The organism is Barnesiella sp., assembly GCF_022723415.1.
GTDB lineage: Bacteria > Bacteroidota > Bacteroidia > Bacteroidales > Barnesiellaceae > Barnesiella > Barnesiella intestinihominis.
This window is the reverse complement of sequence record NZ_JAIJHU010000005.1, coordinates 13,458-27,347: the sequence shown is the minus strand read 5'-3', so window position 1 is coordinate 27,347 and position 13,890 is coordinate 13,458. Positions and strand designations below refer to the sequence as shown.

Genomic DNA, 13,890 nt, shown 5'->3' with positions numbered 1-13,890 from the left:
CTCATTTTATCACTTCAATCTCGACAGCCCCCTTTATATCACGGGAAGAAGATGCCACTTGAAGAGTATATTTGTCGGGTTCTACCACCCAGCGAGAAACCCTATCGTCATACAAAGCAAAATCTTTCACCGGAATTTCCAAAGTTACAGTTTTCTCTTCACCTCTATTCAAAAACTGTTTACGAAAACCTTTCAACTCCTTGACCGGCCGCGATAACGAAGGGCTATCTTGACTCACATAAAGTTGCACAGTCTCGGCGCCGGCCATCGAACCTGTATTCGTAATCTTTACCAGCACCTTAACGGTATCGGCCTCGGCATAGACTTTTCTGTCTGTTGAAACTTCGCCATATTTAAATTCTGTATAAGACAGTCCATACCCAAAAGGGAAAAGCGAAGGTATCTTCCGAGTATCGTGCCAACGGTAGCCCACAAAAATATCGTCCATATAATAAATTGTCTTTCCATCACCGGGGTACGACTTCTCCCCGAAATAATGAGCGCCATTATCTTCTAATCTGCGTGGGATAGAAAACGGTAATTTCCCCGAGGGACTTACTTCTCCGCTAATCACCCGTGCTGTCGCATTACCCGCCTCAGAACCCAGATACCAAGATTGCATCAAACCGTTCACCTTATCTAACCAAGGCATAGAAACAGCATTTCCACTGACGATAATTACACCAACATTTTTATTGACTTTTAAAATTTCATCGAGCAACTTATCTTGTCCGAAAGGCAAATCCATACTTTTTCGGTCGTCACCCTCACAATCCTGTTGGAAATTTTTATTCAATCCGCCAAAAAACAAAACGACATCGGCTGCCTTCGCTACGGCCACTGCACTGCGAACGAGCGAATCGGCATCATACCCCGAAGGCAACTCACGACTATAATCGGGAGCGCCCGATGCGTACCCCATACTATAAACGATATGCTCCGCCCCGTACTTATCGACAAGCCCCTGCAAAGGAGATACTTCGCGATGTGCTTTCAACTCCGACGAGCCTCCTCCCTCGGTCAATTTTTTTACTGCATTTTCACCTATAACGGCTATTTTCTTATACCGACCCGGCCGGATTGGGAAAAAATCTTTTTCATTTTTCAACAAAACAATACCCTCCTCGGCAACTTTTCGGGCAATATCGGTATGCTCCTCGGTCAATTTTCTACCTAACGGTCTTTGCCGATTCATATTTGTCCTAAAACATAAGCGAAGTATCCTGCGTATTTTCTCGTCCAGCAACGATTCCGGAAGCTCCCCTGACTTTATTTTTTCTAAAAAGGGCTTCGCCAAAAAATATTTATCGTAGGCCGAGCTTATCCCCCACGTCAATCCGTTTGTCCAAGTACCCATTTCCAAATCCAATCCGTTCAAGGCCGCCTCATTCGTATTATGAGCCGATCCCCAATCGGTCAACATCACTCCGTCAAAAGCCCATTCTTTTTTCAATATCTCATTAATCAGCGTATCGTTATGCGAACAATATTCCCCTTTATACTTATTGTACGAACCCATCACTGCCCACACGCCTCCTTCTGTCACAGCAGCCTTAAATGCCGGAAGATAGATTTCATTAAGAGCCCTTTCGCTCACGACGACATTTATCGTATCACGCCACTTCTCCTGATTGTTCAAAACAAAATGTTTCACACAAGCAGCAACACCGTTCTCCTGTACCCCACGGATATAGGGAACAACCATAACAGAAGATAAATAAGGATCTTCCCCCATATACTCGAAATTACGTCCGCTCAACGGAGTACGATAAATATTAACTCCCGGACCCAGTATAATATCTTTTCTCCGAAAACGAGCCTCCTCTCCAAGCGCTTTTCCGTACCGATAGGATAATTCAGGATTAAATGTCGCGGCCAAGCAAGTCAATGCCGGATATGCCGTACAAGAATCGTTCGTCCAGTGAGCGTGCTGCCAATCGTCCCAAACAAATTCCATTCTCACACCATGAGGTCCGTCACTCATCCAAATCTCAGGTATTCCCAAACGCGGGCATCCCGGAGTACTGAATTTGGATTGAGCGTGGCACATCGCAATTTTTTCTTCCAATGTCATTCGGGACAATGCATCTTCTATCCGCTCGTCCACCGGCTTGGTCTCATCGAGATAAACCGGTTGCTGAGAAAATGAACAAAAGAAAAAGTAGCATACAAAAATTATGGTTACAAAATATATCTTCTTCATAGATTTTTTCGGTATCTGTTACCTACTAAGACAAAGTGATGAGATACAATCGATTTACAAGATTCAATTTAATGCACCGAATTTATTCGGTGCATTAAATTTCCAAATCAAATAAAATCCATTTATATCGATTTAATAAATATCCTGATAAGCAGCCTCTGAACCCCAGCCCGGATTCGCTGTTAAAACACCTTTGGACAACTCTATTTCCGACAGAGGTATTTGAAGGAATCCGTTCGTCTCAGGACGATAAGTAATTGTTTTCGTGACTGTTTCGGTACGGCTTCGATAAATAACTATGTCTTTTTGATTTTCGTTGAGCACCCGATCGGCATCGTGCCAACGTAGCAAATCATAGAATCGCACACCCTCGAATGCCAATTCGAAACGACGCTCGGCTTTGATATTATCCAATGTAGCAGGAACAGAAGGTAAATTAACACGCGCCCTCACCCGGTCGAGAAAACTCTGAGCCTTTGCTGTCCCGAGGTTCAATTCGGCGGCCATCAATAACACATCGGCAAAGCGAATCAAAACAAGATCTTGTGTATTGTTCAACATATAGTTATCGACCGTATTCCCGTACAATTCCATGCTATAATTGTGCACGACGGTATGTGTCCCGTCGGCATACACATTGATGGGAATATATTTTTTCTGAACATAAGAAGTCTCGTCCACATGTGAATCGGCTCCAAATGTATACAGCACAACCTCATTGCGATTCGTCACGTTAAAAATAGATCCTGTTTTACGAATGTCGTCATCAAACCAATCTTCCCATATTTTAGGGTTTACGGTTCCGAATCCCCATCCTTGCCCGAACGGGAATGTTCTCAAATAATTCTGTCCACGCAAACCAAGATACAAACATATTTGATTACTCTTTTGATACGGATAATCCCAATTCGCGAATTTATTGGAGTATTTAATAGCAAATACCGTTTCTTTATTACCATCGCCTTCCCATTTGAGATTATTGTTTTTAGTAAATTTATAGTCCTGTACATAGGAATAAGGCCACAAATTCCGGAAATCACTGACCAAATCGTGCCCGCTAATAGAAGTATCGGTACATTCGTCAAGCCATGCGATCACTTGATCTTTGGAAATTTCGCCTCCATCAGGCAACGGCAAAGACTCTTTCTGATAATAACCGGTATAGAATAGAAATACACGAGCCATCAAAGCCTGAGCAGCCCATTTAGTCACCCGACCCGATTCTACGGCATCATACCGTTCGGTAGGCAATAAATCTTCTATTGCCTTTTTCAAATCGGCGGCGATAAAAGCATAGGTCTCGGCCGCTGGCGTACGAGGAATATTTACCGACTCGGAAGTAGTAATCAAGCATACATCTCCAAACATTCTCGACAAATCGAAATAGTAATGTGCACGAAGGAATCGTGCTTCTCCTTCCATACGTTTACGATCTTCTTCGCTATTCCACTCCACTTTATCAAGTGCTTCCAAGAACACATTCGCACGAAATATGCCCATATAATTGGTACGCCAAGCCACAGCAAAGCTACTCTCGCTCCATTTTTGACACTGAGCGATCGCTTTGGTAGATATATCCGTTGGACCTCCGCCTCCCAACAAATTGTCCGAACGAAGTTCCGAACTTAAAAAAGAAGTCTGTAACGGATCGGGCATAGCAAGTACGGAATATATCCCTGTTAAAACCTGATCGGCATCTTCTTGTGTAGCTGGATAGTTCTCTATGGTTTTCAAATTAGTAGGCTCCGAATCGAGAAAATCTTCACACCCCGTTAAAAAAAGGCCCACGAATAAGGATAATATTATTTTTTTCATGGTCTGACTATTTTTATGTAGTAATTGCACGGTTTAATCAATAATGTATATTCACTCCAAACATGAAAGAATACGCTGCCGGATAATTCCCCAAATCAATACCTCTTGCCCAAGATTGAGCGCCGGTATATGCCGAGACCTCAGGATCCAAACCGGTATATTTGGTAAATGTGAACAAATTTTGACCCGAAACATATATTCTCAACTTTTGTAAAGGAATCTTGCGGAATACCTTTTTGAAGTCAAAGCCCAAAGTAATATTGGTTATTCTGAAAAAGTCGCCGTCCTCCACATACAAATCGGACACATATTGCCAATTAATAGCTGTCCCATTCAAACTTGGCAGCCAATTCGAGGTTCCTTCTCCATGCCACCGGCCCAACATATCAGTAGTATAGTTACTGGTATTTACGACCGAGTTGACCCGATACGATTTAACAATTTGATTACCGGCCACGCCATACCCTGCAATAGAAAAGTCCAAAGCCTTATACGACAAATTGAGATTGACGCCATAGTTAAAATCGGGATTCGGGTCACCTATCATTTCTCTATCTTCCGTCGTAATCGCTCCATCGTGGTCCAAATCTTTGAAACGAACATCTCCCGGTTTCGCATCCGGCATAATGGGCTTTCCCGTTTCGGGTGAAATGTATCCATTGATCTCCTCTTGGTTTTGGAAGATTCCATCATGACGATAGCCATAAAAATAGCCCAATGGCATACCGACTTCTGCACGATAAAAACGGCCTGTTCCACTGCCCAAGATATTCTCGGAACCTTCTATATATTGATCGGCATTGGCAATCCTCACGACTTCATTTTTGTTATATCCCATATTGGCAGAAACGCTATACCTGAAATCACCGATGTGGTCATTCCAACTCAGTTGCAGTTCCACACCTTTATTTACAATATCTCCACCATTCACCCAGGGTCCGCTGGGTGTACCCCATATTCCCAGCGCATTTGTTTGAACCAACCAATCGACTGTCTTTTTATGATACCAATCGAAATTAATTCCCAAACGATTCCCCGCTAACATCATATCGAATCCGATATCGGTCTGACGAGAAGTTTCCCAAGTCAACTCCTTATTCGAATTGTATTCTATAAATGAGCCTATAAAAGGAGTACCGCTCTTATCCCCAAAATAATAATATGCGGCATTTTGAGAGTTTGCCAATGCCATCGTCCCTAAATAACGAAACGCATCGAGCTTGTTATTTCCGTTCTCTCCCCAACTGGCGCGGATTTTCAAGTAATTCAACACCGATTTTGCATCTTCCATAAATTCCTCTTCCGTGACATTCCACCCAGCCGATACCGAAGGGAAATATCCCCACCGATGCCCTCTGGCGAAATTGGAAGACCCATCGGCACGCATAATGACAGTCGCCATATACTTGTTTTGATAATCATAATTGATACGACCGAAGAAAGAGGCTAATGTCGACACACCCCACGCCGAACCCGAAAGAGTAGTTCTCCCCTTTTCTACGGTCTTGGCGTTTCCTAAATAGGCATGAAAGAAATCGTCAAATTCAACATCTTCGTTCGACCCAGAATAATTTTCTCCCAAACCAGATTTATCTATCGTAGTTCCTAAAAGGGCCGAAAATTTATGTTGGTTATTTATCGAGAAATCATACGAAAGCGTACTTTCAAACTGCCAACCGAGCCCCATACCTCCTTGTTGGGTCACGGTATTCCGATATTTAACTTCGGTACTACCGTTCAAATTATATGCAGGAACATATCCCCGATAAGACCAACTGCTATACCTGATACCGAAATTATTACGCCACCTCAGATTTTTGAGTGGTTCGAGAATCAAATAAAAATTACCGTTGAGAGAATAATTCTTGCTCTGTTTCATTGCACTATTATAGTACATTTTTGCCACAGGGTTAAACTCATCTTTATTTATCTTTACCGGATCTGCAAACTCTCCGGTAGCTTCGTCATATGCTGGGAACAAAGGGCTTGTTTTAAAAGCATTTCTAAAATCGTTCCACGTCGTTTGACCGGTCGCTTGGTCAAGCCCCTTCTTATCGGAGTAAACCATTGTCATCGTTTCCCCCACTTTCAAGAGATCGAGATCTTTTAATTTTATTAAAGTATGTTCCGAATTCAACCGTATCGTATAACGATCAAAACCCGATCCCACTTCGTCATCGGGAACAGCAACCGTCGGTTTCTGAGATGTATAAGAGAAACCCATCGTAAAAGCCGAGTTCTCGGAACCTTTATTTATATTGATAGCATGATTTTGAATGGGGGCATTTTTTTGAGTCATCTCATCTAACCAATTTGTTCCGTCCCACTCGCCGTTATTAATCTTATCCAACATAGGAACCCTTTCGGTATTCAAGTCTGCCTCGGTTATCAAACCTGCTTCTTGCAGCAACATCAGATAATCGCGAGCCCCCGTTGTCTCCACGTTATTTCTGAAATTCTGTATTCCCACATAACCGTCATAAGTAATGTTGGTTTTTCCTTTCTGAGCCCGTTTTGTAGTAACCAATATAACACCGTTGGCAGCCCTCGCTCCATAAATTGCAGCAGAAGCAGCATCTTTTAGAATATCGACAGTCTCGATATCCGATGGATTCAAAGCATTCAAATCTCCCGGTTGTCCGTCGATAATACACAAAGGTTCCGAATCATGCATAGTTCCGGCTCCCCGAATGAGAACATTAAACCCTTCTCCCGGTTTTCCGTTATTCTTTACGATACTCACACCGGGAGTAAGACCTTGTAAACCGCTCAACGGGCTCACCGTATTTTGCTGGGCAATTACATCGCCTTTCACCTGAACGGTAGCACCCGTAACCAATTTTTTCTGCTGTACTCCATAACCGATAGCGACCACCTCATCTAACATGTTTACATTCTCTTCGAGCTCGATATCGATCATTTTCTGTCCATTTACTTTAATCTCTTTGGTTTTATACCCCACATACGAAATTTCCAATATCGCATTCTCTTGTACAGTCAAAGAATAAACTCCGTCGATATTTGTCGCCGTAGCTTTCGTCGTTCCCTTCTCTTTCACGACTGCACCGATCAAAGGTTCTCCTTTGGAGCTAACAGTACCGCCAATCGTCACTGTGTTCTGTGCCGATACCATGGAAGGACACATCATTAAAAAGAAGAAAAGTAAAGCAAAATATCGCAAACTTCTCTTTCTCCGAAAATTGTTTACAGAAATCAAATCCATATTTTTTTAGAATTAAGCGTTAATTATTTTTTTACATACACCATAAAATGACTCTGCGATTTTAATTCATTTTTCACATTTCAAAAGTAGTGTAAAAGATTTTAAGCAATTTGTATATAATACACCAATAGTTGAACCTATGATTTTCTATTTTTAACCACGTTGCAAGAACTTAAAAAAATGTAGCGCCGAAAGTTTTCCCGGCCCCACCACCACGAAACAGAAGCTCGCCTATCCATTTTTACCCCTCGCAAATAACCCGGCTCATATAAATTTTTCCAACATATCCCTAAAACAAAATACGATGCGTATATCCATCGAAAGCCGCTCCGAAAGCCCGATCGGCTCCCGTCTTGTATACAACGCGACAAAAAAGCAACCAAATGCAACATGATTGAAAACCTCGCCTCAAATCCTAAAAAATTGGAATATACTCCACAACCCCCTATCGTCTAAAAGGAATAAATTTGTATTGTCGAAATATACCTATGAATCAAAAATTTCAAACCGATAAACAATTAATCAAATCATGAAAAAGAAAATTTTTACCTTATGTTTGTTCGCCGCGTTCATATTGAACATTTATTCACAAGCACCCGAATCATTTCAATACCAAGCGATTGTATCAGACAATAATACAACATTGGTAAACACCGACGTATCGGTACGATTCACGATTCGTGAAAAAACAGCAACTGGTACGAAAGTATATTCCGAAGTACATCAAACAAAAACAAACAGTTTCGGAATGGTCGCTTTACAAGTAGGAAAAGGAACCGTCGAAACGGGAGACTTTACTTCGATTAATTGGGGAAAAGGATCTTTTTTCATCGAGACAGAAATAGACAAAGGAGCCGGGTTCGTTTCCACCGGGGCACAACAACTTATGAGCGTGCCTTATGCTAAATACGCGAACCAAGCAGGCAAAATCACGTTAACATCAGCCTCAGGTAAAAAATTCACATTAACCATCGATGATGAAGGAAACATTTCTACTCAAAAGATTACCGAAGAATAATTTCCTCTGAATTAAATACCAGATCAGCAATGAAAAAAATATTATTCCTACTGCTTCTATTTCCTCTTTCTTTAAGAGCGAACATACTGATTTCAACTGCATGTTCCGAAGGCGGGAGTACAACATGGACAATCGGCGAAATAATGGTTGCTACGCTATCGGATAATAATTCCGAAAAATCTCTGACACAAGGATTTTTGCAACCCGAACATATTGTACCTTCCGGGATATTCGATATACCCGAAAAGGCCACTCAAATAACAATCTTCCCGAATCCCGCCAAAGAAAAAGTTTTTGTCAAAATAGACGAACCTTTCACATGGTCAATATATGACACACTTGGGAAAATACAATCCACAGGAAAACTATCGGGAACTCCGGGAGAATACATAAACGTAGACAATCTTACTCCGGGATATTATATCCTGACTATTACATCGTCAAAAGGAAGTTCTTCTATTCAATTGATTAAATAACAAACATAGCGGAAATGAAAAATCACATATTATTAATCGTAAGTATCTTAACCGTTATCTCGATAAAAGGTTATGGGCAAAACGGTTTTCCCTACCAAGCCGTACTTCGAGACAATACCGGCACTACAATAAACAACCAAAACATAAATGTCCTATTCTCCATTTATCAAGGGAACGATGAAACTCCCGTATACCAAGAGGAGCACTCCACAACAACAAACGCTGCGGGTCAATTCTCCTTAGAGATAGGAGCAGGGCATTCTTTAATCGGGGATTTTCAATCGATCGATTGGAGTAAAACGCCCAGTTTCATACAAGTCGAGGCCGATTATGGTTCCTCTCACAGGCTGATAGGACGACAAGAGTTACTCAGTGTCCCTTATGCACAATATGCAGACCAATCAGGTACACTGCAAACGACATCGAAAAGCGGGAAAAACTATCAATTGACCGTAGACGATCTGGGGATTCTACAAGTCGTCGAAATTCCCGAAGGATATACCAAACTGGTATTTCAAGACGAATTCAACGGAACCGGATTACCCGATGAAAGCAAATGGGGCTACGAAGTTGGATTCATACGAAATCATGAAATGCAATATTACACCGAGAGACGTGTCGAAAATGTATTTCAAAAAGACGGGATTCTACATCTCAGATGCATCAGCGAAGACACCTTGAAAAATGAAAAAGGCGAAATACTGAATAAAAACATAACCGACGGAAAAGAGTATTACATAACATCAGGTAGCATTACAACCAAAGGGAAACACGCCTGGACCTATTGCCGGGTAGAGGCTCGCCTGAAAGTACCCCAAGCAAGCGGAACATGGCCAGCTCTCTGGATGATGCCCTCCGACAACGTCTATGGCTATTGGCCACGAAGCGGAGAAATAGACATTATGGAATATATCGGAAACGACATTAACAAATTCTATTGTGCCACTCACTACCTCAATGGAGATAAAGGTAGCAATAAAGCGGTAGATAATATAAACGATTGGCACATCATCGCTTTCGAATGGCATGAAGATCGAATGGAATTTTACTGCGACGGACGAATGTTTTATCGGATATTGAATCCCGATACCAATTGGGGAGACTGGCCTTTCGACCAAGATTTCCACCTAATACTCAACTTTGCATTCGGCGGAGGTTGGGGAGGAGAAAAAGGTTTCGACACCAGCGTTTTGCCATTGGATTACCAAATCGATTATGTACGAATTTTTCAATAATACGACCATGAAAAAGAAAATTTTTTATTCATTGCTCATTTGTGCGGCATCAAGTGTGTATGCACAAACGGGAAACGAAATCTCCGGGAAATATACCAAACTTGTTTTTCAAGACGAATTTAACGGAACCGGATTACCCGACAAAAGTAAATGGGATTTTGAAAACGGACATCTCCGCAACAGTGAAAAACAATATTACACGACCGACAGGCTCGAAAATGCCTACCAAAAGGACGGTTATTTACATTTAGTAGCTCGCAACGACAGCTCCTTGATAAATGGGAAAGTGCGTCCTATAACATCGGCAAGTATACATACGAAAAATACCTTCTCCCTAAAATATGGGAAAGTAGAAGTACGAGCGAAATTACCGGCTTGTCTGGGTACATGGGCAGCCATTTGGATGATGCCGGTAAAAAGCACTTATGGATACTGGCCCAAAAGCGGCGAGATAGACATCATGGAACATGTAGGCTACGACCCCGAAAGGATCAACTATGCAATTCATACAGAATCGAATAATCACACGAAAAAGAACGGGAAAGGCTCCAATGCTTTTTGCCCTACATGTTATACCGATTTCCATATTTATGGTTTCGAATGGCACAAGGACCGACTGGAATGGTACTTAGACGGAAGAAAAAGATTGGTCATTACCAAACCTGAAAATGCAACTTGGGAATCATGGCCCTTCGATCAACCGTTTTACCTGATACTGAACCTTGCGTTCGGTGGCGGCTGGGGAGGACTAAAAGGCCTTGATACCGACATACTACCACAAGAATATATCATCGATTATATCAGGGTATATCAATAACTCTATCACTTACAAGAAATCTTATTTAGTACAGAATTTATTAACTTTTAATTTTTATCAAAATGAAAAAGACCTTTTCTCTATTCTTAGCATTCGCTTTGGGAGTCGTCGTACCTCAAACCTTTGCAGCCGACTATTATGTATCACCCACCGGCGATGATAAAGCGGCAGGCACATCGGCCGAAACAGCACTGAAAACAATTCAAGCTGCCATAGAAAAACTGGAAGACAATACACCCACGACAATACACTTGGAAGAAAATGCAACTTTCGACGTATATGGTCCCGAAGCAATTATTATCGGAGCTAAAAAAAACGTGGTTCTTCGAGGGAAAAACACGACCCTGAAATCGGGAGACCAACCATTCTTGGGAGACCGTGTCATCACGATCGGAACCAATACCGATGCAACCATATCCGGACTGATTTTGAAAAACGGTTGTACACGGGACGGTATTCCCGGTGGAGCCATATTCTTTGAAGGAAATGAACTAATCGTAGACAGCTGTACTTTCATCAACAACGAAGCGAATAACAGCGGTGGAGCTATCGCCAGCTGCGGCAAGAATGTAACGATTACTAATTGTGTATTCGACGAAAACCGCATCTTCGGAGGATATGGCGGCGCAGCTATCATTTACCACTGCGGCCTACCCAATAACGCAGAAGAACCGGGTGCTCTAATTATCAGAAATACAGCCTTCACCAATAACATCTCAAAGGCCGATGCAAAAGGCGACATCATCGGATTCCATTATGCTTATCGGGGTTCGGAATACACGCCTCTGTACTCCAACGTCAACTACTTCGAATTGACAAACTGTGTATTCAAAGACAATGAGCCGGGAGTAAGTCCAAGCGTAAGACCGGCTGCCTCTGACATTTATATCAATAATGTGAGAGAAGATTTCGAGATGAATCTCATAAACAACACGTTCTACAAAACCAAAGCGGTTGCCATTCCGTTCTTTTACGAAACTCCCTATCGAATCATAAACAATATATTCTATAACGACAAAGACTTTACGATCATGTCCTCGAATATCTGCGGAGAAAGAGACCCTCTGATCGCCTATAACAATGTTTTCGTAGGAGGATTGGGTGAAAACATGGACGATCCCGCATTAAACGCCGAAAAGGAAAAATACGGGAACGTCGTTTTAGATGCGGTAGAACTAAATAAATTAGGCTTGACTCCTCGTCTGCAAGATGACAATTATGTACCTTACTTGCCTATTACCGACGAATCGAGTATCCTCATCAACAAAGGTCTTTCCAGTACCTCTGGAATGGAAGGATTCGATAAAGAACTCATTCCCGCAACCGATATTAGAGGCTTGGCTACGGTCGACGGTAAGGACATCGGTTCATTTGAATATGGAAGCACATCGGGTATCGCCGGAATAACAGCCGACAAACAAGCCTCGTTCGTCATTTATCGGAATGGCGACGAAGCTATCGTCCGCAACCTCACCGACCAAACTTTGAACTTGTCAATCGTTCTGCTCGATGGCCGTACTATCTACAACGCAGCTCTGAAAGATGAACTTACGATTAACAAATCCGAACTGGAAATACCGAACGGAGTTCTAATTTTCACGGTAAACAACGGTAATCGTTTTGAATCTCAAAAAGTAATATTGTTCTAATAAATCACCGAAACAGGAAGAGCCGCTTAAATATTTTAAGTGGTTCTTCCATTTTTCAATTTCATAAATTCTTGTATCATGATAAATATAAACGTAAAATTTGCTGCTGCCACATTGTTCTTGATGGGCAGTTCATGGACTATCTCCGCACAAGAACTATCGATCTCTCATGCGACTGTCGGTTCATTGGAAACAGAAATAACAGAGGCCCTCGACGGAGCCGATATCTCATCGGTCACAAAATTGACCATCTTTGGAGAATCACTTGATAACACCGATGCTACCTATCTTAAAACCACATTTAAAGATCATCTCGAAGAATTGGATATAACAGGTATAACATTTATCGATAACAGTGTCACGGACAAGTTATGCCAGAAAATGACAACTTTGAAAATCGTGTCTCTCCCTACCGATTTAACTAAAATAGGGAAATATGCATTCGACGGATGTCTAAATCTGGAAACCGTAAACTGGGGACTCGTAGAAAATATCGATGATTATGCCTTCCAAAACTGTGCGAAACTGAAATTAAATTCCTTACCCGAGAACTTAACTCGAATTGGACAATACGGATTCTCGAAATGCGCCGAAATAACGATATCCCAACTACCCGATCAATTAACAGGATTCGGCGTACGGGCTTTCGAATTTTGTTCGAAACTAACTATTAACAAAATAGCATCGTCTGTTACCGACATCAAAGAAAGAGTATTCGACAGAACCGGCATTACCGACTTCACGTTCTCGGAGAATATAGCCAACATAGGAAATCTGGCCTTTTTTGTCGAAGGAAACCCGACAAGAACTTTCACTTGCCGGAAAGAAACAGCTCCCAAATTAGGAGATCGGTCATTCGGTGCTGCATCTGGAATCTCCAATACAACGGTAAAAGTACTTAAAAAATATGCCGACTCCTATACCGCATGGAGCACAGCCGGAATGACATTGGATTACCTGACTCACAAGGTTAATATCTCTGTCAAAAGTAATGGCACGATAGAGGCCAATGGAAGCGGGCTTGTATCCGAAAACAATTCCATCGAAGATGGGACAACTATCGAGGCCTATGAAGGTGAAAGCATTACGTTCACCGTGACCCCGGCAGCCACAGTAAAATTAAACGGAGAAGAAATTAATCCCGATGAAGAAAGCCAAAATTCATATACAATCGCTATAAACGAAGATGATATAAATCTGGAAATAGATTTTTCCGTATCGACTCACATCGAAAAATTAGATGATACAGTAACTTCCTGTAATGTCAAACAAAAAATACTCTATATCACAGGCAAACTGACAACTCCGGTTATAGTGTTTAACTGTGTAGGAAACCAAGTTATATCCACACAAGAACCAATCATAGATTTAAGCCTTCTCCCCACAGGAATATACATCGTTAAAGCCAATCATCAAACGTTCAAGATTATCAATAAATAAAAACTTTAACCTCA

General features: G+C 41.7%; 9 protein-coding genes. 6 read left to right on the top strand and 3 right to left on the bottom strand.

The window, feature by feature from the left end; translation table 11 throughout:
• Position 1: 1 nt before the first annotated feature.
• From QVD32_RS01930 to QVD32_RS01920, 3 genes are all read right to left on the bottom strand, one after another.
• Positions 2-2,203, bottom strand: coding sequence for a beta-glucosidase (locus QVD32_RS01930; RefSeq protein WP_021891571.1), 2,202 nt, complete (start codon positions 2,201-2,203; stop codon positions 2-4).
• 132 nt (positions 2,204-2,335) lie between these two features.
• Positions 2,336-4,018: a RagB/SusD family nutrient uptake outer membrane protein gene (locus QVD32_RS01925; RefSeq protein WP_021891572.1), complete on the bottom strand. Its 1,683-nt coding sequence runs from the start codon at positions 4,016-4,018 to the stop codon at positions 2,336-2,338.
• Positions 4,019-4,055: 37 nt separating this feature from the next.
• Positions 4,056-7,241 (bottom strand): SusC/RagA family TonB-linked outer membrane protein, encoded by a 3,186-nt coding sequence (locus tag QVD32_RS01920; RefSeq protein ID WP_021891573.1) that lies wholly within the window; start codon positions 7,239-7,241, stop codon positions 4,056-4,058.
• Positions 7,242-7,770: 529 nt separating this feature from the next.
• On the opposite strand from QVD32_RS01920, the gene QVD32_RS01915 reads away from it, so the two are divergent.
• From QVD32_RS01915 to QVD32_RS01890, 6 genes are all read left to right on the top strand, one after another.
• Entirely contained in the window at positions 7,771-8,259 is a 489-nt protein-coding gene (locus tag QVD32_RS01915; RefSeq protein ID WP_021891574.1) for a DUF8740 domain-containing protein, read from the top strand.
• A 29-nt stretch (positions 8,260-8,288) separates the two neighbouring features.
• Entirely contained in the window at positions 8,289-8,735 is a 447-nt protein-coding gene (locus QVD32_RS01910) for a T9SS type A sorting domain-containing protein (protein WP_021891575.1), read from the top strand.
• A 14-nt stretch (positions 8,736-8,749) separates the two neighbouring features.
• A complete protein-coding gene (locus QVD32_RS01905; RefSeq protein ID WP_021891576.1) occupies positions 8,750-9,970 on the top strand; it encodes a glycoside hydrolase family 16 protein in 1,221 nt (406 codons plus the stop codon).
• Positions 9,971-9,977: 7 nt separating this feature from the next.
• Positions 9,978-10,787: a glycoside hydrolase family 16 protein gene (locus tag QVD32_RS01900; RefSeq protein WP_021891577.1), complete on the top strand. Its 810-nt coding sequence runs from the start codon at positions 9,978-9,980 to the stop codon at positions 10,785-10,787.
• Between the two features lie 62 nt (positions 10,788-10,849).
• A complete protein-coding gene (locus QVD32_RS01895; protein ID WP_021891578.1) occupies positions 10,850-12,436 on the top strand; it encodes a right-handed parallel beta-helix repeat-containing protein in 1,587 nt (528 codons plus the stop codon).
• 78 nt (positions 12,437-12,514) lie between these two features.
• Positions 12,515-13,876, top strand: coding sequence for a leucine-rich repeat domain-containing protein (locus QVD32_RS01890; RefSeq protein WP_021891579.1), 1,362 nt, complete (start codon positions 12,515-12,517; stop codon positions 13,874-13,876).
• Positions 13,877-13,890: the final 14 nt, after the last annotated feature.

What these genes read in the sequence shown, in the direction of transcription:
- QVD32_RS01905 (WP_021891576.1), top strand. Translation starts at nt 8,750, where the DNA reads ATGAAAAATCACATATTATTAATCGTAAGTATCTTAACCGTTATCTCG.
- QVD32_RS01920 (WP_021891573.1), bottom strand. Translation starts at nt 7,241, where the DNA reads ATGGATTTGATTTCTGTAAACAATTTTCGGAGAAAGAGAAGTTTGCGA.
- QVD32_RS01915 (WP_021891574.1), top strand. Translation starts at nt 7,771, where the DNA reads ATGAAAAAGAAAATTTTTACCTTATGTTTGTTCGCCGCGTTCATATTG.
- QVD32_RS01930 (WP_021891571.1), bottom strand. Translation starts at nt 2,203, where the DNA reads ATGAAGAAGATATATTTTGTAACCATAATTTTTGTATGCTACTTTTTC.
- QVD32_RS01895 (WP_021891578.1), top strand. Translation starts at nt 10,850, where the DNA reads ATGAAAAAGACCTTTTCTCTATTCTTAGCATTCGCTTTGGGAGTCGTC.
- QVD32_RS01925 (WP_021891572.1), bottom strand. Translation starts at nt 4,018, where the DNA reads ATGAAAAAAATAATATTATCCTTATTCGTGGGCCTTTTTTTAACGGGG.
- QVD32_RS01890 (WP_021891579.1), top strand. Translation starts at nt 12,515, where the DNA reads ATGATAAATATAAACGTAAAATTTGCTGCTGCCACATTGTTCTTGATG.
- QVD32_RS01900 (WP_021891577.1), top strand. Translation starts at nt 9,978, where the DNA reads ATGAAAAAGAAAATTTTTTATTCATTGCTCATTTGTGCGGCATCAAGT.
- QVD32_RS01910 (WP_021891575.1), top strand. Translation starts at nt 8,289, where the DNA reads ATGAAAAAAATATTATTCCTACTGCTTCTATTTCCTCTTTCTTTAAGA.